This window comes from Methylobacterium tarhaniae (genome assembly GCF_001043955.1).
Lineage (GTDB): Bacteria > Pseudomonadota > Alphaproteobacteria > Rhizobiales > Beijerinckiaceae > Methylobacterium > Methylobacterium tarhaniae.
Genome location: NZ_LABZ01000012.1, coordinates 1 through 26,147 on the forward strand (window position 1 = coordinate 1; position 26,147 = coordinate 26,147).

Genomic DNA, 26,147 nt, shown 5'->3' on the forward strand with positions numbered 1-26,147 from the left:
GCGCGCCGGCGCGCGGGGTCGTGAGGGCGGTGGAGAGGCGCAGGATGGCGCGCATGGGATGGGGCATGCTGGAATCGGCGGGAGTGGGGGCGTGGGATCCGGCCTGCATCTATCTCACTCCGCCGGCTCGGGCTGTCGCGCCGGTGCGACAGGCGCCCGCGGACGGTGCCGCGAGAAGGCTGCGATCAGCACCGGCAGCACCACCAGGATCAGGATCGGGGCGAGCAGGATGCCGCCGACCACCACGAGCGCGAGGGGTTTCTGCACCTGCGAGCCGATGCCGGTGGAGATCGCCGCGGGCAGGAGGCCGACGCAGGCCGCCACGCAGGTCATCATCACCGGGCGCATGCGCACGTCGGCGGCGTGGTGGATGGCCTCTGCCCGCGCCCAGCCCTCGTCCATCAGCTGGTTGCAATAGGAGAGCAGGATCACGCCCTCCATGGTCGAGATGCCGAACAGGGCGATGAAGCCGATCGCCGCCGAGACCGAGAACGGCGTCCCCGTGAGGACCAGGGCGAAGATGCCGCCGATCAGCGCCATCGGGATCACGCTCAGGGTCAGCAGCGTGTCGGTGAGCGACGCGAAGTTGACGTAGAGCAGGAGCGCGATCAGCCCGATCGTCACCGGCACCACCAGCTTCAGCCGCGCGATGGCGCCTTGCAGGTTGCTGAACTCGCCGACCCATTCGAGGTGGTAGCCGGCCGGCAGCTCGACCTGTTCGGAAACGCGCCGTTGCGCCTCGATCACCGCGCCGCCGAGGTCGCGCCCGCGCACGCTGAACTTGACCGGGATGTAGCGCTCCTGGTTCTCGCGGTAGATGAAGGCGGCGCCCGACACGAGCTGGACCCGGGCGATCTCCGAGAGCGGCACCTGGACCACGCCGTTCGGCGCGCTCACGCCGACCGTGATGTTGCGGATCGTCTCCAGCGAGCGGCGGTAATCCGGCGCCAGGCGCACCCGCATCGGGAAATGGCGGTCGCTGCCGTACTCGTAGAGGTCGCCGGCGGTCTGGCCGCCGATCGCCGCCGAGATGGTGGTGGCGATGTCGCCGGGAGCCAGCCCGTAGCGGGCGGCCCGCGCCCGGTCGATGTCGATGCGCACCGTCGGCTGGCCGAGCGAGGTGAACACCGCGAGGTCGGTCACCCCCGGCACCGTGGCGAGCGCCGCCTTCACCTCCTCGGCGGTGCGGGTGATCTGCTCGAGGTCGGTGCCGTAGATCTTGACCGAGTTCTCGCCCTTCACGCCGGAGGCCGCCTCCTGGACGTTGTCCTGGATGTATTGCGAGAAGTTGAACTCGATGCCGGGAAGTTCCTCGCGCAGGCGGGCCGACATCTCCTCGATCAGCTTGTCCTTGGTCAGCCCCGGGCGCCACTGGTCGGCGGGCTTCAACGGCGCGAAGATCTCGACGTTGAAGAAGCCGGTGGCGTCGGTGCCGTCGTCGGGCCGGCCCTGGTGCGAGACGACCGTGGTCACCTCCGGGTAGGAGCCGATCAGCTTGCGCATCCGCTCGACATAGGGGTTGCCCGCCTCCAGCGAGATCGAGGCCGGCATCGTGCCGCGGATGTAGAGGTTGCCCTCCTCCAGGGTCGGCAGGAATTCGAGGCCCAAAGTCCGCATCGCCAGCCCGGTGCAGCCGAGCATCGCCACCGTCACCAGGATCGTCAGGATCTGGTTGCCGAGGGTGAAGCCCTGGAGCGGCCGGAACAGGGCCCGCAGCATCTTCACGACGATCGTGTCGCGCTCCTCGACGTGGTTCGGCAGGATCAGCGCCGAGAGCGCCGGCGACACCGTGTAGGTGGCGATGAGGCCCCCGATCAGGGCGTAGGCGTAGGTCTTCGCCATCGGCCCGAAGATGTGGCCCTCGACGCCGGTGAGGGTGAAGAGCGGCAGGAAGCCCACGATGATGATCGAGGCGGAGAAGAAGATCGCCCGGTTCACCTCGCGCGCGGCCGACGCGATCAGCCCGAGCTTGAGCCCGCTGCCGGCTTTCGCCGGCCCCTTATGCTCGGCGAGGTGGCGGAAGATGTTCTCCACCATGATCACCGTCGCGTCGACGATGAGGCCGAAATCGATCGCGCCCAGCGACAGGAGGTTGGCCGATTCGCCCCGCGCCACCATGATGGCGATGGCAAAGCCGAGCGCGAAGGGGATCGTGGCGGCGACGATGATCGCGCTCTTCAGGCTGCCGAGGAACAGCCACTGCACCAGGAATACCAGCACCACGCCGAAGACGAGGTTGTGCATCACCGTATGGGTGGTGGTGTGGATGAGCGCGCTGCGGTCGTAGAGCGGCACCACCTTCACGCCCGGCGGCAGGATGCCGGAAGAATTGATCTTCTCGATCTCGGCCTCGACCCGCTGGATCGTCGGCAGGCTCTTGCCGCCGCGGCTCAGGAGCACGATGCCCTCGACGATGTCGCCGTTATTCTCGTGGCCGACGATGCCGAGCCGCGGCGCGTTGCTGACCTGCACCTCGGCCACGTCCTTGATCAGCACCGGCACGCCGTTGATCTGCGTGATCATGGTGTTGCGGACGTCGTCCATGTCGCGGATCAGGCCGACGCCGCGCACCACCGCCGATTGCTCGCCGACATTGAGCGTCTGGCCGCCGACATTGGTGCTCGAGTTGTTGAGCGCGGAGACGACCTGGACCAGGGTCAGCCCCTGGGCCTGGAGCTTGTGCAGGTCGACCGCAACCTCGAATTCCTTGGTCTTGCCGCCGAAGGCCGAGACGTCGACGACGCCGGGGATCGCCTTGAAGCGGCGCTGCAGCACCCAATCCTGCAGGGTCTTCAGGTCGGTCGAGGAGAAGCCCGGCGGTCCCGTCACCTGGTAGCGCATGATCTCGCCGATCGGGCTCGTCGGGGAGATCTGCGGCTGGGCGTTGTTCGGCAGCGGCGGCAGCTGCGACAGCCGGTTGAGCACCCGCTGCAGCGCTTCCTGGTAGGTGAAGTCGTAGGTGAACTGGATCTTCACGTCCGACAGGCCGAACAGCGAGATCGTCCGCGTCACCGTGGCGTTGGGGATGCCGGCGAGCTGCACCTCGAGCGGGATGGTGATGTAGCGCTCGATCTCCTCGGCCGACTGGCCCGGATTCTGGGTGATGACGTCGACGAGCGGCGGCACCGGATCCGGATAGGCCTCGATGTTGAGCTGCTGGAAGCTCGCGTAGCCGATCCCGAGCATCGCCAGGAACAGCAGCAGCACCAGCACCCGCTGGCGCAGCGCGAAGTCGATCAGGCGGTTCATGCGGGCGCGATCCTCAGGAGGCCGACGATCAGGACGCTTTGTCGCCGGAGGCGGCCCGGTCGATGAACAGGCTGCCGCGGGTCACCACGCGCTCGCCGACCTTGAGCCCGTCCACGACCTGGACGAGGCCGCCGCCGGTGAGGCCCAGCGTGACCTTGCGCGACGTGATGGTGCCGTCGGGCCGCTCGATCCACACCCGGGCCCGGGCGCCCTCGTAGACGATCGCGGAGGCCGGGATCGCCGGGGCGCTCTCGTCGCGGCCGGTCAGGATGGTGAAGGTCGCGAACATCTCGGGCCGCAGCAGGCCCTCGGCATTGTCGATCTCGGCCCGGACCGGCAGGCGGCGCGTCGCCGGGTCGAGGGCGGCCGCCATGTAGCTGATGCGCGCCTTGAACACCCGGTCGGGGAAGCCGATCACGCTGGCCTCGAGTTCCTGGCCGAGCTTGATCCGCGGCACCTCGGTCTCGCGCACGTTGGCGACGAGCCACACCGTCGAGAGGTCGCCGATGACGAAGGCCGGATCGCTGCCCGAGCCGAGATATTGGCCGAGGCCCACCTTGCGCTGCACGATGGTGCCGGCAATCGGCGCCCGGATCTCGGTCTCGGGGCTCATCACCCCGCTCCGCGCGAAGGCGTCGATCTCCGCATCCGACTTGCCGAGGAGGCGCAGGCGGTTGCGCACCGCCTGAAGGGAGGCTTCGGCCGAGCGCTGGTCGCTCTGGGCGGCGATCACGTCGTTCTGCGCCTGCTGCCAGTCCTTCAGCGCCACCGCCTTGGCCTGGAACAGTTCCTGGAGCCGGGCCGCCACGGTCTGGTTCAGCTTGAGCAGGGCGGAGTTCTTGGCGAGCGCGTTCACCGCCGCCTGGTAGTCGTTGAGGGCGGAGACCATGTCGGCGGCCTCCAGGGTGAACAGCACCTGGTTGGCCTTCACCCGGTCGCCAGCCCGGACCATCACCTTGGTCACCCGGCCCGCATAGGGCGAGTAGACCGGGATGTTGTCGTCCTCGTTGACGCCGATCCGCCCTTCCGCGAAGCCCTCGGGCCGGAACTCCCGGGCCTGCACGGTCTGGATGCCGAAGCTCGCGAGCTGCTGCTTCGTCGGCCGGAAGACCGGTGCCGCGTCGGCCTCGGGCGCTTGACCCGAGGTTCCTTGGCCCGAGGTTCCTTGGCCCTCGACCCCCTGGCGCTGCGCCAGGAGGCCTTCGAGCCGCTCGCGCAGGGGGACCAGGGCGGGCACGAACCAGAGTGCCGCGCCCGCGCCCGCGAGGATCAGGATCGCGACGGTCCAGCCGAGGCCGCGCCGCCGCCGCGCCCGAGAGGTCGGGGGCTCCTTGGTCAGGGGATTGTTGGTGTCCATCGCGCGCCGACCGTTCGCCGGGGCGGTGCGGCCGGGTCCTCGGGACCTCCGTGACCCGCCCCGCGACGGGGTGACGTCCGAGCGGTCTCCGGTCCGGCCGACCGGCCCTGTCTGGTATCTCGAATCCGGGATCTGCCGGACCTCCTGCCCTGTCCCAGCGTCAGATCCATGACAGGAGCGGACGACCGAGCGGAATCCGGGCCGGGGTGCCGGGCCTCTCGGACGGCACTCCGCGGTCGTCTCTTGGCGAGCAAATCGAAGCCAAGTCAAGATTGGCCGGGGGCGGTGCGTCCTGCCGTGCGGGCATGGGCCGGAGCCCTGACCCGGGGGGTGCGCCGCAGCGGAAACCGCTTTGCCACAACGGGATTTACGGAGTAGAAACAGTATTTTGCGACGCTCGGATTAAGCCGTTCGGCCAGGGTCGTGCCGAACTGTTAGATCGTGAGGCTTCGGTCCGGCGCCTTGACCCTGCGACGGGTGTGGCCGAATTTCGACGACCAGGCGCGAACGTTCCGCGCGCAGAGCCTCGATGACCCGCATGTCCGTCCGCGACCCGATTCTCCACAGCGTGCCGATCGCCGAGCTGCGCCCGACCCAGATGACGGTCGGCTACCGGGAGGTGGAGGCCAAGCGCCGGCGCTGGCGCGAGATCGACGACAAGGACCGCGAGGCGTTCCTCAGCTCGCACATGATCCCGGTCCTGCTCGGGCCGAAGAAGCGGCGCTACGTGATCGACCACCACCACCTCGCCCGGGCGTTGCAGGAGGAGGGGGTGGAGAACGTGCTCACCACCGTGGTGGCCGACCTGCACCACCTGGAGAAGGACGCGTTCTGGGTCCTGGCCGACCACCGCGCCTGGGTCCATCCCTACGATGCCGACGGCGTGCGCCGGGACGTCGCCGACCTGCCCAAGCGCATCGAGGACCTGGCGGACGACCCCTTCCGCAGCCTCGCCGGCGAGCTGCGCCGGGCCGGGGGCTTCGCCAAGGAGACGACGCCGTTCAGCGAGTTCCTGTGGGCCGATTTCCTGCGCCGGCGCATCAAGCGCAAGGACGTGAAGCAGGATTTCTCCGAAGCCATGGAGGAGGCCCTGTCGCTCGCCCGCTCCAAGGCGGCGGTGTACCTGCCGGGCTGGTGCGGGCCGCACGAGGATTGAGCGCACCTCACAAGACTCCCGCTGCGCCGACGCAGCCATAGCGAGCCACGACAGCGATCGGGAGTTTCGGGGGAGGCACTGAGCCTCAGGCATTCCCGCCCAACTCCCATCAAGTTTATTTGCCGCAGGCCATCCGTCCGGCCTAATCTCCGTTCCGGCGCGACCCTGTCGCGCCGGAACGGGGGACCTCCGTGATGTTCGACTCGCTCCTGAAGAGCATCGGCGCCGACCCGGTCGACAACGAGACCCACTTCTACAAGTTCGTGCCCAAGCCCGACATCACGGCCTACGAGCTCGCCCTGATCCTCCAGCGTTTCGGCGCCCTCACGGCCGGCGCGGCGCCGTTGCATGGCGTGATGCTGATGCCGTGGGAGACCCTGGACGAGGACTACGCCCGGCATTTCGAGCTCGCGCCGCACGGCATGTTCCAGGGCTGACGGCACGGGCGCGATCCGCGCGGCATCGTGGCAACGCTCGGTTTACCATTCCGTCCGATGGTCGGGGCTGGTGAACGAGGGTCCTACGCAAGCCATGATGTCCCGCGCGGAACGCTCGCATCTCGGCGACTGGTGGTGGACCGTCGACCGGGCATTGCTCGCCGGCCTCGGCGTGCTGATGACGGCCGGTCTGGTCTTCCTGATGGCCGGCGGCCCGCCGGTGGCCGAGCGCCTCGGCCTGCCGACCTTCCACTTCCTCAACCGGCAGGTGATGTACCTGCTGCCGACGATCGCGCTGATCCTGGCGGTGTCGTTCCTGTCGCTGCGCCATATCCGGCGCATGGCGCTGGTCACCTACGGCCTCGGCATCGTGCTCTGCATCGCGGCCACCAAGTACGGGCCGGAGATCAAGGGCGCGCATCGCTGGATCCAGTTCGGCCCGATCGGCGTCCAGCCCTCCGAATTCGTGAAGCCCGCCTTCGTGATCCTGGCCGCCTGGGCCTTCGCGGAGGGCGCGCGCCGGCGCGACATGCCCGGCGGCACCCTGGCGATCCTGCTGCTGCCGATGACCATCGTGCCGCTGATCCTGCAGCCGGATTTCGGCCAGACCATGCTGGTCACCATGGTGTGGTGCTGCATGGTGTTCGTGGCCGGGCTGCACTGGTTCTGGGTCGCGGGCCTCGGTGGGGCCGGCCTCCTCGGCGTGGCGGCGGCCTACGAGTTCCTGCCCCACGTGCGCGCCCGCATCACCCGCTTCATGGACAAGGAATCGGGCGACAACTTCCAGACCTTCTGGTCGCAGGAATCCTTCAATTCCGGCGGCTGGTTCGGCACCGGCCCGGGTGAGGGCGTCGCCAAGCGGCATCTGCCCGACGCCCATACCGACTTCATCTTCTCGGTGGCGGGCGAGGAGTTCGGCGTCATCGTGTGCATCGGCATCGTGCTGCTGTTCTGCTTCATCGTGATGCGCGGCCTGGTGCTGGCGCGGCGCAGCGACGACATCTTCTGCCGGCTGGCGATCACGGGGCTCACCGCGCTGTTCGGCCTCCAGGCCTGCATCAACATGGCGGTGAACACCCGGCTGATGCCGGCCAAGGGGATGACCCTGCCGTTCATCTCCTATGGCGGCTCGTCGCTGATCTCGCTCGCCCTCGGGATGGGCTTCCTCATCGCCCTCACCCGGCGCCGCCCGCGCACGACGCTCCTCAACCGCGACGAGGGCCTGGCGCAGTGAGCGTCGCGCCCCGGGGGTGACCGCGGGGCTCCGCCGTGACACACGGAGGCCCGCCGACCTGACCGGAGACCGCATGTTCGAGCCCCGCACCCGATGACCGTCGCCCAGCCCCTCGTCCTGCTCGCCGCCGGCGGCACCGGCGGCCACCTGTTCCCGGCCGAGGCCCTGGCGTTGCGCCTGCGCGAGCGCGGCATCCGGGTCGTGCTCGCCACCGACAGCCGGGTCGCCGCGCTCTCCGGCGAGTTCCCGGCCGCCGAGATCGTCGCGGTTCCCTCCGCCACCCCGTCGAGCGGGCGCTCGCCCCTGCGGCGCGTCACTGCCTTCGCGACCCTCGGGCGCGGCTTCGCGGCGGCGGTCCGGGCGGTGCGCCGCCTCAACCCGGCCGTGGTGGTCGGCTTCGGCGGCTATCCCACCGTGCCGCCGCTCCTCGCCGCGCAGATGCTGCGGGTGCCGACCCTGCTGCACGAGCAGAATGCGGTGATGGGCCGCGCCAACGGGTTCCTCGCCCGCGGCGCCGCGGTCATCGCCACGGGCTTTCCCGAGGTGCGGGGCGTCCCCGCCAAGGCGACGGCGCGGCGCGTCCATACCGGCAACCCGGTGCGGCCGGCGGTGCTGGCGGCCTCCGCGATGCCCTACCCGGCGGTCGGGCCCGACGCCCCGCTCCAGCTCCTCGCCTTCGGCGGCAGCCAGGGCGCCCGGGTGATGAGCGACGTGGTGCCCGACGCCGTGCTGCGCCTGGCCCCCGCCTTGCGCGCCCGCCTCACGGTGATCCAGCAGGCCAGGGCCGAGGATCTGGCCCGGGTGCAGGCGCTCTACGAGGGCGCGGGCCTCGCCGCCTTCACGGCGGCGCCGTTCTTCAAGGACCTGCCGGCCAAGATGGCCTCGTCCCACCTCGTGGTGGCGCGGTCCGGCGCCTCGACGGTGGCGGAGCTGGCGGTGATCGGGCGGCCCTCGATCCTGGTGCCGCTGCCGGGCTCCCTCGACCAGGACCAGGCGGCGAATGCCGCGGTGCTCGGCGGAATCGGCGCCGCCTTTCCCAGACCACAAACGGACTTCACCCCTGAGCGGCTGGCCGCCGATCTCGGCGCGCTGCTCGGCGATCCCGACCGGCTCGCCAGGGCGGCCGCCGCCGCCAAGGGGGCCGGCCTGCCCGACGCCGCCGAGCGCCTCGCCGCCCTGGTGGTCGAGACCGCCCGTGCGGCCCGTTAGCGGCCGCCGAAAGACAACGTTGGCCCGTTAGCGGCCGCCGAAAGATCACGTCGGCCCGCTCGCGGCCGTTCATCGACCCTGCCGGCCGGCTCGCGGCCGCCACACGAGACGATTCAAGGACCCCGACTCCATGAAGCTGCCGAACAAGCTCGGACCCATCCACTTCATCGGCATCGGCGGCATCGGCATGTCCGGCATCGCCGAGGTGATGCACAATCTCGGCTACACGGTGCAGGGCTCGGACGCGTCCGACAACGCCAATGTGCGCCGCCTGTCGGAGAAGGGCATCCGCACCTTCGTGGGCCACCGGGCCGAGAACCTGGCCGACGCCGCCCTGGTGGTGGTCTCGACGGCGATCCGCCGCGACAACCCGGAGCTGGTCTCCGCCCGCGAGCGCCGCCTGCCGGTGGTGCGCCGGGCCGAGATGCTGGCCGAGCTGATGCGCTTCAAGTCCTGCGTGGCGGTGGCCGGCACCCACGGCAAGACCACCACCACCTCGCTCGTCGCCACCCTGCTCGATGCCGGCGGCCTCGATCCCACGGTCATCAACGGCGGCATCATCAACGCCTACGGCACCAATGCCCGCATGGGCGAGGGCGACTGGATGGTGGTGGAGGCCGACGAATCCGACGGCACCTTCCTGAAGCTGCCGGCCGACATCGCCATCGTCACCAACATCGACCCCGAGCATCTCGACCATTTCGGCTCGTTCGACGCGATCAAGGACGCCTTCCGGGCCTTCATCGACAACATCCCGTTCTACGGCTTCGCGGTGATGTGCATCGACCACCCGACGGTGCAGGACCTCGTCGGGCGCATCGAGGACCGGCGCATCGTCACCTACGGCGAGAACCCGCAGGCCGACGTGCGCCTGATCGACGTCGACCTGAAGGGCGGCCAGAGCCGGTTCCGGGTGATGATCCGCGACCGCCGTCCCGGCTTCCGCCTGGAGATGGAGGAGCTGGTCCTGCCGATGCCGGGCAAGCACAACGCGCTCAACGCCACCGCGGCGCTCGCGGTCGCCCACGAGCTCGGCGTGTCGCCGGAGGCGATCCGCAAGGCCCTGGCGAATTTCGGCGGCGTCAAGCGGCGCTTCACCCGCACCGGCGAGTGGAACGGCGTGCAGATCTTCGACGATTACGGCCACCACCCGGTCGAGATCCGGGCGGTGCTGAAGGCCGCCCGCGCCTCGACCGACGGTTGCGTGATCGCGGTGGTCCAGCCCCACCGCTACTCCCGCCTCGCCTCGCTGTTCGACGATTTCTGCACCTGCTTCAACGATGCCGACACGGTGATCGTCGCCCCCGTCTACGCCGCCGGCGAGGCGCCGATCGAGGGGATCGACCGCGACACCCTGGTGGCGGGCCTCACCTCCCGCGGCCACCGCAACGCCATCGCGCTGGAGCGCACGGAGGACCTCGCCGGCATCGTCGGCGGGCTCGCCCGCCCCGGCGACTACGTGGTGTGCTTAGGGGCCGGCAACATCACGCAATGGGCCTACGCGCTCCCGGGCGAGCTCGCCTCGGCCGGCGAGAAGGCGGCGTGAGCCGCCGCCCTCAGGGCGCGTCCGGGACGAGATCCTCGATCTCGACCCCGAGCACCCGGGCGAGCCGCCGGTAGAGCTGGACGTCGCCGATGCTCTCGCCGCGCTCGACCGCGCTGAAGCGCTCCTCCGGCACGCCCGCCTGCCGGGCGAGGTCCGCCACGCTCAAGCCCCGCTTGCCGCGCCAGAAGGCGAGGGGGGTCGGCGCGGCACGCAAGGCGTCGAGGTCGTCCCCGCTCAGAAGCTCTTCCTCGCCGGCCTCCAGGCGCGCGAGGGAGGCGGCGAGGGCGCGGGCATCCGCGGCTTCCTCGGCGAGGTCGCGCAGCCGCTCGAACTCCGCCTCCGGCAGGATCACGATCGCCTCGCCGGAGGGCGTCCTGGTGCGGACGACGGTCATGCCCGGTACCCTATTCGTAGATCGAGCCGCGCGGCCCGACATCGTGCACAATGATCCGCTCGTCCTCGCTCGTGAAGAGGGCGCGCCAATCCCCGACCCGCAGCCGGTGGCCCGGCATTCCCTTCATCGCCCGGATATTGTTGGCGAGCGAGCCGGGATCCCGGGCGACCTGATCGCGCTTTCCCCGGATCAGCGCTTCGGTGTCGGGCGGCATCCGGGCGAGAGCGCGTGCCGCCTTGCGGGTATAGACGACGGTCCTGGCCAACTGCGCCGGCCTTCCTGTGCCCTTGCGTCAACTCTAGAGCGCTCCGCCCCCGCGCGTCGAGCCGGAACCGAACCATGACCTCCGCCGCCATCCTCGCCGCCCTGGAGCCCGCCGCCTTGCGCGGTCGCCTCCTGCCCGACCATCCGCTGGCCGACCTGACCTGGTTCCGGGTCGGGGGGCCCGCCGACGTGCTGTTCACGCCCGCCGACGAGGACGACCTCGCCGCCGCCCTCTCGGCCCTGCCGGCGGAGGTCCCCGTGACGGTGATCGGGCTCGGCTCGAACCTGATCGTGCGCGACGGCGGCGTGCCGGGACTGGTGATCCGCCTCGGCGGCAAGGCTTTCGGATCGATCGCGATCGAGGGAGAGACGATCCGGGCCGGCACGGCCGTGCCCGACATGAAGCTCGCCCGCGCCACGGCGGAAGCCGGGCTCGACGGGCTCGCCTTCTATCGCGGCATCCCGGGCTCGGTCGGCGGGGCGCTCCGGATGAATGCCGGGGCGCATGGCGGCGAGACCACCGACGTGCTGGTCGAGGCCCGGGCCGTCGACCGCTCCGGTGCCCTGCACGTCCTGTCCCATGCCGAGATGGGCTTTGCCTACCGCCACTGCTCCGCGCCCGCCGACCTGATCTTCACCCAGGCGACCTATCGCGCCCGGCCCGGCGACCGGGCCTCGATCGAGGCCGAGATGGACCGGGTCACCGCGGCGCGGGAGGCGGCGCAGCCGATCCGCGAACGCACCGGCGGCTCGACCTTCAAGAACCCCGAAGGGGGCAAGGCCTGGCAACTGGTCGATGCGGCCGGATGCCGCGGCCTGACCCGCGGCGGCGCCCAGGTCTCGGAGATGCATTGCAACTTCCTGATCAACCGCGGCGGCGCCACCGCGGCCGATATCGAGGGCCTGGGCGAGGAGGTGCGGGCGCGGGTGCGCGAGACCTCCGGCATCGACCTGCACTGGGAGATCAAGCGCATCGGCGTGCCGGTGCGCTGATTCGCGAATCACCCGGGCGAGCGCCGCGGCGAGGCCCGGGCGGTAACCATAGGCGCCGTCGCAGGCTCCCGCCGCCGAGGGCGTCCCGCGACCCGCCCAGACCGCTCCCGCCCGGGATGCGCCTCCGCGGACCAGCGTGTAAGTTCCTGAAGAAGCGGCACTTCCCGGTTCCGGTCCGACCGGCCGGCGAGCCCGGACCCGACCCGTCGCCAGGGCGTGGCGCCCCGGCGACGGGGCCCGCCGAGGGTAAGCGATCCCTGTGCGCGAGCCGAAAACTTTACCGGATATTTACCAGCGAGTTCGAGAGTCGGCGTTAACGGCGCATCAAGCACTTGGATGCCGGGCGTGGGCCGTGCCGACCTCTCGCGACGACGACATACCGGCCCCGAGCGCCGGTATGCCCGTGACGCGGCGGGCCGGTGCGCGAAGCCCCCGGACAACCGAGGCAGCCCTGCGCCGGAGTTCGCAGCCCGTGTCGGGTATCGTTTTCGGTGAATTCGCCCCATGGATGGTGGTGGACGCTTCCCTGAGCCGCTGACCGCCTCCGGCTATGCCGGTGCGGAGGCCGGCATGCCCGCTCCCCCTCCCGGGGCGGCGCCGGCCTGGAGCGCTCCCTCGCGCGACTCGCGTATCGGCGATTCGCGGCTCGGTGAGTCGCGTCCCGGCGAGTCCCGCCTCGCCCGCGTCCTGCCGCGGTTCCTCCGCCCGCGCCGCGCCTCGGTGGCGGTGCCGATCGAGCGGCGGATGCCGCGCCATCTCGGGATGGGCCTGGCCTTCGGATTCTTCGGCCTCGTCGCCGTGGCCGGCTTCGTGTCCGGCGGCGGCTACGCCGAGATCTCGGCCCGCTACGGCACCCCCGCCGACATGGCCGCCCGGGCCCTGGGCTTCGGCCTCGACAAGGTCACGATCACCGGGCTCGTGCAGCTGCGCTCGGCCGAGATCCTGAAGGCCGCCGGGATCGACCAGCGCAACTCGCTGCCCTTCCTCAGCGTGGTCGACGTGCGCGACCGCCTGTCCACCGTGCCGCTGATCGGCGCGGTCTCGGTCCGCAAGATCTATCCGCGCGAGCTTCTGATCACCCTGACCGAGCGCGAGCCCAGCGCCCTGTGGCAGCGCAACGGCGAGATCGCCGTGATCGCCGCCGACGGCACGGTGATCGACCAGATGCGCGACGGCCGCTTCGCGAACCTCCCGCTCGTGGTGGGCGACGAGGCGAACCTGCGCACCAAGGAATACCTCGCGCTGATCGAGGCGGCGGGCCCGCTCAAGGACCGGATCCGGGCCGGCACCCTGGTGTCGGGCCGGCGCTGGACCCTCAAGCTCGACGGCATCGACGTGCGCCTGCCCGAGACCGGCGCCCGCGAGGCGGTGGCCCGCCTCGTCAAGCTCGAGGCCGAGTCGCGCCTCCTGGAGAAGGACATCATCGCGGTCGACCTGCGGCTGCCCGACCGGGTGGTGGTGCGGCTGACCGAGGAGGGCGCGGCGGCGCGCCTGGAGGCCCAGAAGAAGTCCAAGAAGCCGAAGGGAACCGAGACATGACCCGCGCGCGAGACGTGACGCCCGCCGGTCGGCTTGAGCTCGGCAGCCCCCAGATCCCCGTTTCCTTCCTGGTGAGCATCGCGTCATGAGTCTCCTCCAGCACGGTCTCACGCCGCGCTTAAAGCCGCTCTCGGCGCGCCGCAGCGCGACCCTGTCGGTGCTCGACATCGGCACCAGCAAGGTCGTCTGCCTCGTCGCCGAGCTGCAGCCGGTCGAGACGCTGGCCACCTTGCGCGGCCGCACCCACCTCGCCCGCATCATCGGCATCGGCCACCAGCGCTCGCTCGGCCTCAAGGGCGGCGCCGTGGTCGACCTCGAGGCGGCCGAGACCGCGATCCGCCAGGCGGTCCACGCCGCCGAGCGCATGGCCCGGGTCGAGGTGCAGTCGGTCATCGTCAGCCTGTCGGGCGGGCGTCTCGGCTCGCAGCATTTCGACGCCAAGGTCCCGGTGCGCACCGGCGCCGTCACCGGCTCGGACGTGCAGCGGGTGCTGGAGGCGGCGAGCACCCACAGCATCAGCCCGGGGCGCGCGGTGCTGCACGCCCTGCCGACCGGCTATTCCCTCGACCAGCAGAGCGCGGTGGTCGATCCGTCGGGCATGCTCGGCGAGCGCCTCGGCGTCGACCTGCACGTCGTGACGGCCGAGATCGCCGCCGCCCGCAACCTGATGCTGGCGGTGGAGAACACCCACCTGCGGGTCGAGGCGGTGATCGCCACGCCCTACGCCTCGGGCCTCTCGGCGCTGGTCGACGACGAGGCCGAGATGGGCGTCGCGGTGGTCGATATGGGCGGCGGCACGACGAGCGTCGGCGTGTTCTCCGGCGGCCACCTCGTCCATTGCGACGCGCTGGCGGTCGGCGGCCACCACGTCACCATGGACATCGCCCGCGGCCTCTCGACCCGGGTGGCGGCGGCCGAGCGGCTCAAGACCCTGTACGGCGCCGCCATGGCGACGGCGTCCGACGAGCGCGACATGATCGCGGTCCACGGCGTCGACGAGGACGAGCGCGACCTGCCGCACCACATCCCGAAGTCGCACCTCGTGCGGATCATCCGCCCGCGGGTCGAGGAGGTGCTGGAACTGGTGCGCGACCGCCTGCGCAATGCGGGCTTCGCCGCCCAGGCCGGGCGCCGGGTGGTGCTCACCGGCGGCGCGAGCCAGCTCGTCGGGCTGCCGGAGGTCGCCCGCCGCATCCTGCAGGGGCAGGTCCGGATCGGCCGGCCGCTCGGCATCAAGGGGCTGCCCGAGGCCGCCAAGGGCCCGGCCTTCTCGGCCGCCGTCGGTCTCCTGGTCTACCCCCAGGTCTCCCACGTCGAGCATTTCGAGCCGCGCGGCCAGTCGGGCAGCGCGGGCCTCGCCCCCGACACCTACCTCTCCAAGGTCGGACGCTGGATCCGGGAGAGCTTCTAACGAGATCGCCTCCCGGCGCGGGCCCCGGAAACGGGCCGCGCCGGACGGGCGGGACGGCAAACGGTGCCACAAGGCGCCACCAGAAACGTAACGATCATCAGAGGCTCGCGCATCATGGCCATCTCCCTGCAAGCTCCGGACATCCGCGAACTGAAGCCCCGCATCACCGTGTTCGGCGTCGGCGGCGCCGGCGGCAACGCCGTCAACAACATGATCGAGTCGGGCCTCCTCGGCTGCGAGTTCGTGGTCGCCAACACCGATGCCCAGGCGCTGACCTCCTCGAAGGCCGAGCGCGTGATCCAGATGGGCATCGGGGTGACGCAGGGCCTCGGCGCCGGCTCGCAGCCCGATGTCGGCCGCGCCGCCGCCGAGGAGGTGATCGACGAGATCCGCGATCAGCTCTCGGGCGCCCACATGTGCTTCATCACCGCCGGCATGGGCGGCGGCACCGGCACCGGCGCGGCCCCGGTCATCGCCCGCACCGCCCGCGACATGGGCATCCTCACGGTCGGCGTGGTCACCAAGCCGTTCCAGTTCGAGGGCGTGCGCCGCATGCGCACCGCCGAGGCCGGCATCAACGAGCTGCAGCAGGCCGTCGACACCCTGATCGTGATCCCGAACCAGAACCTGTTCCGGGTCGCCAACGAGAAGACCACCTTCGCGGACGCCTTCGCGATGGCCGACCAGGTGCTCTATTCGGGCGTCGCCTGCATCACCGACCTGATGGTGAAGGAGGGTCTCATCAACCTCGACTTCGCCGACGTGCGGGCGATCATGCGCGGCATGGGCAAGGCGATGATGGGCACCGGCGAGGCGTCGGGCGAGAAGCGCGCCAACCGCGCCGCGGAAGCCGCGATCGCCAACCCGCTCCTCGACGACGTGTCGATGAAGGGCGCCCGCGGCCTGCTGATCTCGATCACCGGCGGCAACGACCTCACCCTCTACGAGCTCGACGAGGCCGCCACCCGCATCCGCGAGGAGGTCGATTCCGACGCCAACATCATCCTGGGCGCCACCTTCGACGAGAGCCTCGACGGCATCATCCGGGTCTCGGTGGTCGCCACCGGCATCGAGCCGGCCCTGATCAACGCCAACGCGATCGGCTCGCCGGAGATCGCCCAGACCGAGCAGCGCATCGCCGAGGTCGCCGAGCGCCTGCGCGCCGAGGCCCGGGCCCGGGCCGCCGCCCCGTCGGCGCCCCTCAGCCCCTCCTTTCGTCCCGCCGAGGCCCCGGTAGCGCGGGCCCCGGCGCCGGAGCCGGTGGCGCATGCTCCGATGCATGCCCCGATCCCCGCCGCCGAGCCGGCCCGGATGGACCTGTCCGCCGCCCACCAGGCCGCCAGCCTGATGCGCGACGAGGTGCAGATCACCCCGGCCCAGCCGCGCCAGGCCCCGGTCTACGAGCCGGCCCCGGCGCCGCAGCCTGAGCCCCAGATGCCGATGGCCTCCGGCCCGTTCATCCCGCCCTCCCCGGCGGTGGTGCGCGCGCCGCGCATGCCCCGGGTCCAGGACCTGCCGATGCCGGCCCAGAACCAGATCCGGGCCAGCCGCGGCGAGGAGCCGGTGCAGCAGGTGACCCCGGACGCCAAGCGCACCTCGCTGCTGCGTCGCCTCGCCACCGTCGGCTTCGGCGGCCGGCGGGAGGAGGAGGCCGGCCACCCGGCGCAGGCCGCGCAGGCTCCGGCCCACGCCCCGCAGCCGGCACCGCGGCCGATGCCGCAGGCCCCGGTGCACCAGGCTCCGGTGCAGCACCACGCCGCCCCGGCGGCGCCGCGCCAGCCCGCCCCCCAGGCCTACGCGCCGCAGGGCGGCTACCCGGCGCAGCCCCAGGGCTACCGCCCGGCGCAGGGCAACCTCGACCCGCAGGGCCGCACGGTGCCGGCCGGCGCCCGCATGATGGATGACGACCAGCTCGAGATCCCGGCCTTCCTGCGCCGCCAGGCGAACTGAGCCGGATCCGCCCGCCGCCGGTCTCCGCTTTTCGGTGGAGGCCGGGGCGGGCGGACGGGCGCCACGATCCCGCCACGGAGGGCGTCGGTGCCGCCCAAAAGACACACCCCGAGGCCACCCGGCCCCGGGGTTTACGTGTCGTTCAAGTCTCTGATGCATAACGGCTTTCCGCGACCGGGGCCGGGCCGCCAGGCTGTTACAGAGCGTAAGAATCCGTGATTTGGCCGTGCTTGAGAGCGCGACTATAGGTGTCCTACGCACAAGGGCGAAGGCCGCGCGAGACCGCCGGCACTGACACCCACAGGGGCTTCAAGCAACGGACGGATCGCCTCGAACGTGGGCCTGGGAACAGGACACGATGGTGAGTCGCGGCCGAGGGCTGAGGTAATGAGAACAAGTCAGCAGACGACCCTACGCTCGGCGGCGGGCCTTTCAGGCATCGGCGTCCACTCCGGTAACCCCGTCTCGATCACTCTCCATCCCGCGGAGGCGAATCACGGCATCGCCTTCCTGCGTACCGGCCTCCCCGGCGGTCGCGACCGCCTGATCCAGGCCCACCATGCCCAGGTCAGCGCCACCGAGCTCTGCACCGTCATCGGCAGCCGCGAGACCGGCGCCGTCGCCACCATCGAGCACCTGATGTCCGCCCTCTACGGGCTCGGCATCGACAACTGCCTCGTCGAGATCGACGGGCCCGAGATGCCGATCCTCGACGGCAGCGCCGGCCCCTTCGTGACGGCGATCGAGGCGGTGGGCACCCTCTCCTGCGGCACGCCCCGCCGCTTCATCAAGGTGCTCAAGACCGTCCGGACCGAGAAGGGCCGCGCCTATTCCGAGCTGCGCCCGTTCGAGCGCGGCTTCCACCTCGACGTCGAGATCGATTTCGAGAGCCCGGTGATCGGCCGCAGCCGCAAGGCGCTGACCCTCACCCCCGCCGCCTATCGCCGTGAGATCGCCCGCGCCCGGACCTTCGGGATGATGCGCGACGTCGAGCGCTACTGGAAGGCGGGCTTCGCCCTCGGCGCCTCCCTCGAGAACACCGTCGCGGTCGGCGATGGCGGGGTCGTCAACCCCGAGGGCCTGCGCTACCCGGACGAGTTCGTCCGCCACAAGCTTCTCGACGCGGTCGGCGACCTGGCGCTGGCCGGCCTGCCGATCCTCGGCGCCTACCAGTCCTTCTGCGGCGGCCACGGCCTCAACGTCGCGGTCCTCACCGCCCTCTTCGCCGACCGGTCCAACTACGCCATCGTCGAGGGTGCGGCCTCCCGGCGCGAGCCGGTCTTCGCCGAGTTCGGCGTCGGCCTCGGCGCCGCGGTCTACGCGCCCGAGCTCTGAGGCGCCGGGTCCTGCGTTGCGGCAGGGCCACATCCGGATGATTTCGTCGCCGGGTTGCGGCGACGGAGGGAACCTACACCGTTCCGCGCCGTCATGGCGCCCCATTCGCCCCACAGGGTTAAGAGGTTCCTGACCGATGGCCGCCCGCTCCCGGCGCGGTGGCCGTCACGGGCTTGGCGCGCGGCGCCGGCCTGGGCTAAGGGGCTCGTGGATCAGCGGCACGACAGGCCGCCTGCTTGGGGAAGAACCCGAATGCCGTTCGCCCACCCGCTTCGCGACGCGAAGGTGACCGTTCTGCGGACCGTGCTGCTCGCGGCGTGCGGCCTCGGGCTCGCCGGCTGCGACGCGATCGACTCGATCAATCCGTTCGCGAACGAGAAGTACAAGACCGAGGTCGTTCCCGACGTTCCGGCCGACAAGCTCTACAGCCAGGGCCTCGCCAAGCTCGAGGACCGCGACTACGAGGGCGCGACGAAGCGGTTCGAGGACCTCGACAAGCAGTACGCCTATTCCGACTGGTCGCGGAAGGCGGTGCTGATGACGGCCTACGCGAACTACGAGGGCGGCCGCTACGAGGACGCGATCACCGCGTCGAGGCGCTACCTGCAGCGCCACCCGGGCTCGAAGGACGCGGCCTACGCCCAGTACCTGCTGGCGATGTCGCACTACAAGCAGATCCCGGACGTGACCCGCGACCAGGACCGCTCCGAGAAGGCCCTCGTCGCCCTGACCGAGCTGGTGCAGAAGTACCCGACCTCGGAATACTCCGCCGACGCGAAGGCCAAGATCCAGATCACCCGCGACCAGCTCGCCGGCAAGGAGATGGCGATCGGCCGCTACTACCTCGAGCGGCGCAACTTCCCGGCGGCGATCAACCGCTTCCGCGACGTGGTGAGCAAGTACCAGACGACCCGCCACGTCGAGGAGGCGCTGGAGCGCCTGGCCGAGGCCTACATGGCGCTCGGCATCACCGGCGAGGCCCAGACCGCCGCGGCGGTGCTCGGCCACAACTTCCCCGACTCGCCCTGGTACAAGGACGCCTACAACCTGCTCCAGAGCGGCGGCCTGCAGCCGCGCGAGGAGAAGGCGTCCTGGATCAGCAAGGCGTTCCGCGGCGTGATCGGGATGGACACGCGCACCGCCGAGGCGCAGTAAGAGCCCCGCGGCTTAACGTCGACACATGCGGCCGTGGCGCGCACTCGCGCCGCGGCCCGTTCGGCTGTAGATACCCGCCCCGTTCCCTCCTCCACGTCCCGGCAAGGGTGGCATGCTGGTTCAGCTCGCGATCCGCGACATCGTCCTGATCGATAAGCTCGAGCTGAACTTTCGCGAAGGCCTGAGCGTCCTGACCGGGGAGACCGGCGCCGGCAAATCGATCCTCCTCGACGCCTTCACCCTGGCGCTGGGCGGCCGCGGCGACGGGCGCCTGGTGCGCCAGGGCGAGGCGCAGGGTCAGGTGACGGCGGTGTTCGACGTCCCCGCCGACCATCCGGCCCGGGCGCTCGCGGCTGCCGCCGAGATCGACACCGAGGGCGACCTGATCCTGCGCCGCGTCCAGGTCGCCGACGGGCGCACCCGCGCCTTCGTCAACGACCAGCCGGTGGGGGTGCAGGTCCTGCGCGCCATCGGGGCCGCCCTCGTCGAGATCCACGGCCAGCACGACGACCGGGCTCTCTCGGATTCCACCACCCACCGGGCGATCCTCGACGCCTTCGGGGGCCTGGGCTCCCGCCAGGCCGCGGTGGCGGAGAGCGCGCGCCGGGTGCGCCAGGCCCGCGGCGCCCTCAACGAGCACCGCGCCCGGGTCGAGGCCGCCCGCAAGGAGGTCGACTTCCTGCGCCACGCCGTCGAGGAGCTGGCCGCCCTCGATCCGAAGCCCGGCGAGGAGACGGAGCTGGCCGAGCGCCGCACCGCCATGCAGCAGGGCGAGAAGGTCGCCCGCGAGCTCAACGAGGCCCTCGACGCCGTCGCCGGCCAGGGCTCGCCGACCGCCCATCTCTCGGCGGCTTTGCGCAAGCTGGAGCGGCGGGCCGCCCAGGCGCCGGGCCTGGTCGAGCCCAGCATCGCCGCCCTCGACAACGCCCTCGTCGCCCTCGACGAGGCCCGCACCAGCCTGGAGGACGCGCTCCAGGCGGCGGAGTTCGACCCGCGCGAGCTGGAGCGGGTCGAGGAGCGCCTGTTCGGCCTGCGCGCCGCGGCGCGAAAGTACAACGTGGCGGTCGACGACCTCGCGGCCCTGCGCGAGCGATACGAGGGCGACGTCGCGGTCATCGATGCCGGCGAGGAGGCCCTGGGCCGGCTCGAAGCCGACCTCGCGGCGGCCGACGCCGCGTATCTGGAGAAGGCGGGCTCCTTGAGCAAGGGCCGGCGCAAGGCGGCGGCCGCCCTCGACAAGGCGGTGCAGGCCGAGTTGCCGCCGCTGAAGCTGGAGCGCGCCCGCTTCATCACCGAGATCGCCACCGATCCGGAGGCCCGTGATCCGGCCGGCCTCGACCGGGTCGAGTTCTGGGCTCAGACCAACCCCGGCACCCGGCCCGGACCGATGATGAAGGTCGCCTCGGGCGGCGAGCTGTCGCGGTTCATGCTCGCCCTCAAGGTGGTGCTGGCCGACAAGGGCTCCGCCCCGACGCTGATCTTCGACGAGATCGATACCGGCGTCGGCGGCGCGGTGGCGGACGCGATCGGCGCCCGCCTCGCCCGGCTCTCCGCCCGGGTGCAGACCGTCGCCGTCACCCACGCGCCGCAGGTCGCCGCCCGCGCCTCGACGCATTTCCTGATCGCCAAGGAGGCGGTGAAGGGCTCGGACCGGGTCGCCACCCGGGTGAAGCCGCTGGCCGCGGTGCCGCGCCAGGAAGAGATCGCCCGCATGCTCGCCGGCGCCACGGTGACCGAGGAGGCCCGCGCCGCCGCGGCCCGGTTGCTCCAGGCGGCAGAAGCCTGATCCTCGGCCCCGGTCGGAGCGGGATCGGAAGGCGTCGCCGCCCTCGACAGAAGTTGCTGTATGGTTAAGCTCTAGAGGCGATTCGCGAGGGTGCGGCTAGCCTCTCCGATATGGTGAACAAAGAGCAAATTTTAACTCTTTCTTTACCATGCGGCGCGAGACTGCTCGTCTCGGCACGGGTCAGCCTTCCCTCGGACCCGCGCAACGGCACGGGGCCAGTGGTCCGATGACACAGGAAGTGAGTTCGTCGCGAGAGGCCGTTCAGGATCCGGTTCTGCCGGCCATCTGCGTCGAGGCGCAACACCGGCTCGGGCGGACGCTGCGCTCGCTCTACGAGCGCACGGTGGATGGCCAGCCCATCCCCCTCGATCAGGTCGACCTGCTGCTGCGCCTGCGGCACCGCGAGCGCGAGTTGCGGCGTCAGCGCTGACGGCGGATCGGGGATTGCGACCGCCTGGACCGCCACCGGAGCGCGGCGGCCCCGCCGGGCGGCGGAGCCGGTGACGGGACCGGCCGTGCGCCTGTCTCCTGCGATCGATTCAAGCTTGCCGAAGGACCGGTCCCGTGCGGGACCGGCAGGGGAGGGCGGCTCAGCGCCGCCGGCGGTCGCGCACCCGCACCGGAACGAGGGCCGGTGCCTGCGCCCGCGACCCCGCCAAGGCGATGGCGCCCGCGAGGCCGAGCGCGGTGAGGATGCCGGTGACGACCATCGGTGAGGCCGTGAGAAGACCCGCCAGCAGGGCGAGCAGCACGAGGCCGGCACGCAGGGCATTGGAACGGATCATCATCAAGCCTCCATCCAGACGCCGGTGAGAACGTATGGCGCGAAACCGGAGTTCCGCCCGGCCGCTCCCCGGCCGCAAACGGGATGTGGGGTGTCCAACCCGGTTGTGCCACCTGCGACAAACCGGAACCCAAAGTCAGGCTTGACGTTGTCTGCTCACGATCGGCTCGGGACCGGCCAAGTGCCGGAACGCCCGAGCCGACAGATCAGGCAAGAAGGGTCACGCCATGCTGGGTTGGGCTGTCACTTTCCTCGTCGTGGCTCTGGTGGCCGCGCTGTTCGGGTTCGGCGGCATCGCCGGGACGGCCGTCGAGGCCGCCAAGCTCATCTTCTTCGTCGCCGTCGTGCTGTTCGCCATCTCGGCCGTGGTCGGCCTGATGCGGGGCCGCTCGCCGACACTCTGACGTCGGCCGGACCGGTGTTCGACGCCGTCCCTCTCGCGAGGGGCGGCGTTCGACTGTTCGCAGGCAGCGGCAAAAGCGAACGGACGATCACGGCTCGGTCGGCGGCATGTCCGATGACGTCGCCGCGTTGCGCTCGAGTTCGGCGAGCAGGTCGATGAACCGATCGGGAATAGGTTGCTGCATCAGCTCGTCATACATAGCGCGTAGATGCGAGCCGATGCGCCCCTGGACGTTGCGATCGAGCGCGGGCTGCTCGGGCCCGGCGGAGGACTCGTCCTCGGCCTGGGACGCCCGCGGGCCGTGCCCCCCAGGGTCCTGCATCCCCTTGCCATCGTTCATGCCATTCCCCTTCGCCCGTCCTGGACACACGGACAGGGCGATGCCATGGCGCCCGGTATGCCGGGTCGCGCGCTTGCGGCGACAACGCGCGCCGGCGCAGTCAGTTCCGCGCCGGCCCGGAACGAATGCGTCCGCAGGACGTTGAGGGCGTGAGGGCCGACGCGCGAACGACAACACCAAGGGGACCTGAATGTCGACAGCACAACTCGTGGTGCAGCACCTGCCTTACCTGCGCCGCTACGCGCGCGCCCTCACGGGCAGCCAGGTGGCCGGCGATGCCTACGTGGCCGCGACGCTCGAGACGCTCGTGAACGAGCCCGAGACGCTCGGGCGCAGCACCAACGTCAAGGCCGACCTGTTCCGCGTCTTCACCCGGATCTGGAACTCGCTCTCCGTCAACGGCCAGACCGAGCAGACGCAGCACGACCTGCCGGCCGAGGTGCGGCTGGGCCAGATCACTCCGCTGCCGCGTCAGGCCTTCCTGCTCTCCTGCCTCGAAGGCTTCTCCGAGGAGGACGCCGCCACCATCCTGGGCGTCGACGTCTCGGAGGTGCGCGACCTCGTGGACGAAGCCGGCCGCGAGCTCGCCGCCGACATGGCGACCGAGATCCTCATCATCGAGGACGAGCCGCTGATCGCCATGGATCTCGAGGCCCTGGTGGAGGGCCTCGGCCACAACGTCACCGGCGTCGCCCGGACGCGGACCGAGGCGGTCAAGCTCGCCTCGACCAAGCGTCCCGGCCTGATCCTCGCCGACATCCAGCTCGCCGACGGTTCGTCGGGCCTCGATGCGGTGAACGACCTCCTGAAGTCGTTCGAGGTGCCGGTGATCTTCATCACCGCCTATCCCGAGCGCTTCCTCACCGGCGAGCGGCCGGAGCCGGCCTTCCTCATCGCCAAGCCGTTCCAGCCCGCCAACGTCTCGGCGGTGATCAGCCAGGCGCTGTTCTTCCAGCAGAGCGCCCGCCGCCGCGAGGCCCGCGCGAGCGCCTGACGGCGCGTTCTTCCCCCGCGCAACGTTCAAGCGAAGTCCCGGGCCCGCCGCGAGGCGGGTTCCGGGACTTCGCCGTTCTAGAGACCCGATGCGGTCATCGGCCCCGATTTGCTGCCGGAACGCAGCGTCCTCGAAGCGGGCAGGGCGTTCCGCCGGGTGTGGCGGAGGCTTTCGCAAGTCGCCGTTCAGGGACGCGCCGTGAAATCCTTCCCGCGTCCTGCCGGCGGAGGAGGGGGGCGGCCCACGCCGTTTGATCCCGAGCCGAGCCGCGACGACCATTCGGGGGACGTCCGTGCCACCGAACGGCCGAGGTTGCATCCCCGGAGGGAGGATGCCGGCCCGGCGTGCGGACTTCGTCTAGACTTGGCGGTTCCCGGACATCGACATCCAATACAAAAGAACGGGCCGGATCGGGATCCGGCCCGTTGAAAGAGTTTCCGGCCAATGCACAAGGGGAATGCGGGGAGGACCAGGTGGCCGGGTTGTCATATCAACCGGAATCGCACCGGAAAGGTTCCGCGCTGCGGCGGGCGACGATGCTTTTTCATTGCCTGTGGCGAAATTGCTTCGCTCGTGCGTGGGGCGGCGCGTGCGAGCGTCGGTTAACGAACGGTTGACGGGGTCGCCGGCATTCTCCGTATGAACTGTCCCGTCCAGGCACGGGAGCGGGAACTACTTGCGCCGGATCCGCGTTAAGGAAGCATTCTCAAGCTTCGCCGCGAGGGCCACGCGTATGCTCCGCCCGCACTTCTTCTTCGGCATTACGGTTCCGGCTGCGTTCCTCGCCCTGGTCGGGCAACCGCTGATCGAGCATTCCGTCGAGGCGTTCGCTCGTCCGGCCGTGGAGCAGGCGGGTATCAAGGGCGACCGCCTCGCACCGGTCCGCCCGGCCGCGAAGGCGCAGGTTCCGGTGGCGGTCGAGATCACGGGGCTGGGTGCCGCCAAGGTCACCCTGCGCAACGCCGCCGGCGACGTCGTCTATCAGACCGATGCCACCCGCAACACGACCCTCGTCGCGCGCGACACCGCGATCCCCCACGTGACCGTGCGCGAGCGCGCCGGGGCCCCGGTGGCGCAGCGCGATCCGGCCCCCGCGGGCCAGGCCGTGCGGCGGATGCCGGAGGGCTGCGAGGGCGCGATCAGCGGGCTCGCCGGGCACGAGGCCCGCCGCCTGCTGCCGAGCCGCTGCCTGGCCGACGCGGGCGACGTGCTGCCGACCCGCGTTGCGACGCTCTAAGCAGGGTACGCAAAAGTGGTCGCCGGTTTTGCGACAAAAATCTGCGACCAAACGAGAACCTGAGCGGACGAAGCGTTGGCTTGCCAACGCAAGTCCGCTGCGGGCGCCGTGCGCGATTTCGCGAAGGACGGGATCCCCATGATCGATCTGCGCGAATACGAGATGCCCACGCCCCAGCCGCCGGCTCCGGAGCGGGTCCATCGCGATGGTCACGTCGAGCCCGATCTCGACCGGCTCGTCAGCCTGCTCGCCGGCGTCACGGCGGTCCGGCCGGTGGATGACGTCGTCTGCATCCATCTGGCGCGGCGCAACCTCGTGGTCACGGCCCGGCCCCTCGCCGCCTGACCGGGACACGACGCGACGAAGCACCCCGGGGCGCCACGGCGTCCGGGGTGCCTCGTCGCGTCTTGAGACCGGCTTCACGGCCCATGCTGATGCGCCGGAGGCGAGGTGGGCTCCCTCCGGCGCATGAGCGTGGGTCTCAACGGGTCCGCAAGATGCGGTGCGGTGCGTCGGGCCGAAGCCCGGTCGCGCATGTCACTCTTCCGCCGGGCGCTGCGGGCCCGGGAGAGCGCCCTCACTCGTCGGTGGCGCGTCCGCTGCCCGAGGCCTGGCCGCCCTTGCGACCGGCCGACGAGGCCAGTTCGCGATCCTGCGAGAAGGACCGCTTCTCGGCCGGCACGCTGCGGCCGCCCTTGCTGGCGATCTCGCGCTGCCGCTCCAGGTCCATGGATGCGAAGCCGCGCTTCGAAGTCGAATTTCCGGTAGCCATCGTAGCCTCCTTGGCCGGGTTCTCAGTCCGGACAACCTTCAGCGGAAATGATGGTTCCTGCCACGCATGCGGGTCTGCGCACTGAAGGTCCCGAATCGGGGCAGTACAGGGGAACTGGCATGCCCGCGCATCGGGCCGGTGACTTGCACTAACGGTGACTTGCGCTCACGCCGTGCGCGCAGCCAGGCTTGGCCGCAACGGGCCGGCAGGGGCGCGGAACCCGGCGGATGGGCCGGCGTTCGCCCCTGACCCCGCGGAGGCGACCGGCGCCGGGCCTCGATGCCCTGCGGCAGCCCGCCGCATCGAACCGTTGCGGAGCAGCCCGATGACGAACAAGACCATGGTGAGCCGCGAGGCCGCCGCGCATCCCGAGACCGCGCCGTCGCCGAACCGCGCCGCGCCACCGCCGATGCCGGCCGAGGAGGGCAGCCCGCACCCGACCACCACCGAGGAGCCCGGCGACTCGCCCCAGCCGAACCGTCAGTTCGGCGACGAGCCGATCGGCGGCCTGACCACCCGCAAGGAATACACCCGGAGGGATTGAGACGGCGCCGCCGACGGGCCGGTGCGGCGGTTTCCAGTCCCGCTCCGTCCCTCTACAC

At 71.0% G+C, this 26,147-nt stretch carries 25 protein-coding genes; 18 read left to right on the forward strand and 7 right to left on the reverse strand.

Annotation, left to right across the window (positions count from 1 at the left end; all coding sequences use genetic code 11):
- Window positions 1-114: 114 nt before the first annotated feature.
- Together VQ03_RS01785 and VQ03_RS01790 are read right to left on the reverse strand one after the other, a co-directional pair.
- The gene (locus VQ03_RS01785) at window positions 115-3,249 is read right to left on the reverse strand and encodes an efflux RND transporter permease subunit (protein ID WP_048449145.1); all 3,135 of its coding nucleotides are present in this window, start codon (window positions 3,247-3,249) and stop codon (window positions 115-117) included.
- A gap of 28 nt (window positions 3,250-3,277) precedes the next feature.
- A complete protein-coding gene (locus tag VQ03_RS01790; RefSeq protein ID WP_048449146.1) occupies window positions 3,278-4,606 on the reverse strand; it encodes an efflux RND transporter periplasmic adaptor subunit in 1,329 nt (442 codons plus the stop codon).
- 538 nt (window positions 4,607-5,144) lie between these two features.
- Between VQ03_RS01790 and VQ03_RS01795 the strand changes: the two genes are divergently transcribed.
- From VQ03_RS01795 to murC, 5 genes are all read left to right on the forward strand, one after another.
- On the forward strand, window positions 5,145-5,762 hold the full coding sequence (locus tag VQ03_RS01795; RefSeq protein ID WP_048449147.1) for a ParB-like protein: 618 nt from the start codon (window positions 5,145-5,147) through the stop codon (window positions 5,760-5,762).
- A gap of 194 nt (window positions 5,763-5,956) precedes the next feature.
- A complete protein-coding gene (locus VQ03_RS01800) occupies window positions 5,957-6,199 on the forward strand; it encodes a hypothetical protein (RefSeq protein WP_048449148.1) in 243 nt (80 codons plus the stop codon).
- Window positions 6,200-6,293: 94 nt separating this feature from the next.
- The gene (locus VQ03_RS01805; protein ID WP_048449149.1) at window positions 6,294-7,433 is read left to right on the forward strand and encodes an FtsW/RodA/SpoVE family cell cycle protein; all 1,140 of its coding nucleotides are present in this window, start codon (window positions 6,294-6,296) and stop codon (window positions 7,431-7,433) included.
- Between the two features lie 93 nt (window positions 7,434-7,526).
- Window positions 7,527-8,642: a UDP-N-acetylglucosamine--N-acetylmuramyl-(pentapeptide) pyrophosphoryl-undecaprenol N-acetylglucosamine transferase gene (locus VQ03_RS01810; protein WP_048449150.1), complete on the forward strand. Its 1,116-nt coding sequence runs from the start codon at window positions 7,527-7,529 to the stop codon at window positions 8,640-8,642.
- 130 nt (window positions 8,643-8,772) lie between these two features.
- On the forward strand, window positions 8,773-10,188 hold the full coding sequence (murC, locus tag VQ03_RS01815) for a UDP-N-acetylmuramate--L-alanine ligase (protein WP_048449151.1): 1,416 nt from the start codon (window positions 8,773-8,775) through the stop codon (window positions 10,186-10,188).
- A gap of 10 nt (window positions 10,189-10,198) precedes the next feature.
- Here murC and VQ03_RS01820 read toward each other — a convergent pair whose 3' ends face one another.
- Together VQ03_RS01820 and VQ03_RS01825 are read right to left on the reverse strand one after the other, a co-directional pair.
- Entirely contained in the window at window positions 10,199-10,582 is a 384-nt protein-coding gene (locus VQ03_RS01820) for a helix-turn-helix transcriptional regulator (protein WP_048449152.1), read from the reverse strand.
- Window positions 10,583-10,592: 10 nt separating this feature from the next.
- Window positions 10,593-10,847, reverse strand: coding sequence for a type II toxin-antitoxin system RelE family toxin (locus VQ03_RS01825; protein ID WP_245291930.1), 255 nt, complete (start codon window positions 10,845-10,847; stop codon window positions 10,593-10,595).
- A gap of 74 nt (window positions 10,848-10,921) precedes the next feature.
- Here VQ03_RS01825 and murB point away from each other — a divergent pair, with 74 nt between their 5' ends.
- From murB to VQ03_RS01865, 8 genes are all read left to right on the forward strand, one after another.
- Complete coding sequence (murB, locus tag VQ03_RS01830; protein ID WP_048449153.1) at window positions 10,922-11,839, forward strand: UDP-N-acetylmuramate dehydrogenase; 918 nt, start codon at window positions 10,922-10,924, stop codon at window positions 11,837-11,839.
- Window positions 11,840-12,343: 504 nt separating this feature from the next.
- A complete protein-coding gene (locus tag VQ03_RS01835) occupies window positions 12,344-13,378 on the forward strand; it encodes a cell division protein FtsQ/DivIB (protein WP_053078355.1) in 1,035 nt (344 codons plus the stop codon).
- A gap of 85 nt (window positions 13,379-13,463) precedes the next feature.
- The gene (gene ftsA / locus VQ03_RS01840) at window positions 13,464-14,789 is read left to right on the forward strand and encodes a cell division protein FtsA (protein WP_048449154.1); all 1,326 of its coding nucleotides are present in this window, start codon (window positions 13,464-13,466) and stop codon (window positions 14,787-14,789) included.
- A 114-nt stretch (window positions 14,790-14,903) separates the two neighbouring features.
- Window positions 14,904-16,739, forward strand: a complete 1,836-nt coding sequence (gene ftsZ / locus VQ03_RS01845) for a cell division protein FtsZ (protein WP_048449155.1) — start codon at window positions 14,904-14,906, stop codon at window positions 16,737-16,739.
- A gap of 387 nt (window positions 16,740-17,126) precedes the next feature.
- Window positions 17,127-18,074 (forward strand): UDP-3-O-acyl-N-acetylglucosamine deacetylase, encoded by a 948-nt coding sequence (lpxC, locus tag VQ03_RS01850; protein WP_048449156.1) that lies wholly within the window; start codon window positions 17,127-17,129, stop codon window positions 18,072-18,074.
- A gap of 252 nt (window positions 18,075-18,326) precedes the next feature.
- Entirely contained in the window at window positions 18,327-19,229 is a 903-nt protein-coding gene (locus tag VQ03_RS01855; RefSeq protein ID WP_048449157.1) for an outer membrane protein assembly factor BamD, read from the forward strand.
- 112 nt (window positions 19,230-19,341) lie between these two features.
- Window positions 19,342-21,015 carry a DNA repair protein RecN gene (gene recN, locus VQ03_RS01860; protein WP_048449158.1) on the forward strand — a complete coding sequence of 558 codons (1,674 nt, stop codon included), beginning with the start codon at window positions 19,342-19,344 and terminating at the stop codon, window positions 21,013-21,015.
- Between the two features lie 238 nt (window positions 21,016-21,253).
- A complete protein-coding gene (locus VQ03_RS01865; RefSeq protein ID WP_048449190.1) occupies window positions 21,254-21,445 on the forward strand; it encodes a hypothetical protein in 192 nt (63 codons plus the stop codon).
- A gap of 160 nt (window positions 21,446-21,605) precedes the next feature.
- On the opposite strand, the gene VQ03_RS01870 is transcribed toward VQ03_RS01865, so the two are convergent.
- Window positions 21,606-21,803, reverse strand: a complete 198-nt coding sequence (locus VQ03_RS01870) for a hypothetical protein (RefSeq protein ID WP_048449159.1) — start codon at window positions 21,801-21,803, stop codon at window positions 21,606-21,608.
- A gap of 223 nt (window positions 21,804-22,026) precedes the next feature.
- Between VQ03_RS01870 and VQ03_RS31425 the strand changes: the two genes are divergently transcribed.
- Window positions 22,027-22,203 (forward strand): DUF1328 domain-containing protein, encoded by a 177-nt coding sequence (locus VQ03_RS31425; RefSeq protein WP_048429091.1) that lies wholly within the window; start codon window positions 22,027-22,029, stop codon window positions 22,201-22,203.
- Window positions 22,204-22,290: 87 nt separating this feature from the next.
- On the opposite strand, the gene VQ03_RS01880 is transcribed toward VQ03_RS31425, so the two are convergent.
- Window positions 22,291-22,542: a NepR family anti-sigma factor gene (locus tag VQ03_RS01880; RefSeq protein WP_048449160.1), complete on the reverse strand. Its 252-nt coding sequence runs from the start codon at window positions 22,540-22,542 to the stop codon at window positions 22,291-22,293.
- A gap of 190 nt (window positions 22,543-22,732) precedes the next feature.
- Here VQ03_RS01880 and VQ03_RS01885 point away from each other — a divergent pair, with 190 nt between their 5' ends.
- The 3 genes from VQ03_RS01885 to VQ03_RS01895 all read left to right on the forward strand — a co-directional run bounded on the left by VQ03_RS01885 (window position 22,733) and on the right by VQ03_RS01895 (window position 25,118).
- Entirely contained in the window at window positions 22,733-23,536 is an 804-nt protein-coding gene (locus tag VQ03_RS01885; protein WP_048429093.1) for a response regulator, read from the forward strand.
- A 733-nt stretch (window positions 23,537-24,269) separates the two neighbouring features.
- Window positions 24,270-24,773: a hypothetical protein gene (locus VQ03_RS34420; RefSeq protein ID WP_048449161.1), complete on the forward strand. Its 504-nt coding sequence runs from the start codon at window positions 24,270-24,272 to the stop codon at window positions 24,771-24,773.
- Window positions 24,774-24,911: 138 nt separating this feature from the next.
- The gene (locus VQ03_RS01895; RefSeq protein WP_048449162.1) at window positions 24,912-25,118 is read left to right on the forward strand and encodes a hypothetical protein; all 207 of its coding nucleotides are present in this window, start codon (window positions 24,912-24,914) and stop codon (window positions 25,116-25,118) included.
- Window positions 25,119-25,350: 232 nt separating this feature from the next.
- On the opposite strand, the gene VQ03_RS01900 is transcribed toward VQ03_RS01895, so the two are convergent.
- The gene (locus VQ03_RS01900; protein ID WP_048429096.1) at window positions 25,351-25,545 is read right to left on the reverse strand and encodes a con-10 family general stress protein; all 195 of its coding nucleotides are present in this window, start codon (window positions 25,543-25,545) and stop codon (window positions 25,351-25,353) included.
- A gap of 325 nt (window positions 25,546-25,870) precedes the next feature.
- Between VQ03_RS01900 and VQ03_RS01905 the strand changes: the two genes are divergently transcribed.
- Window positions 25,871-26,089, forward strand: a complete 219-nt coding sequence (locus tag VQ03_RS01905) for a hypothetical protein (protein ID WP_048449163.1) — start codon at window positions 25,871-25,873, stop codon at window positions 26,087-26,089.
- Window positions 26,090-26,147: the final 58 nt, after the last annotated feature.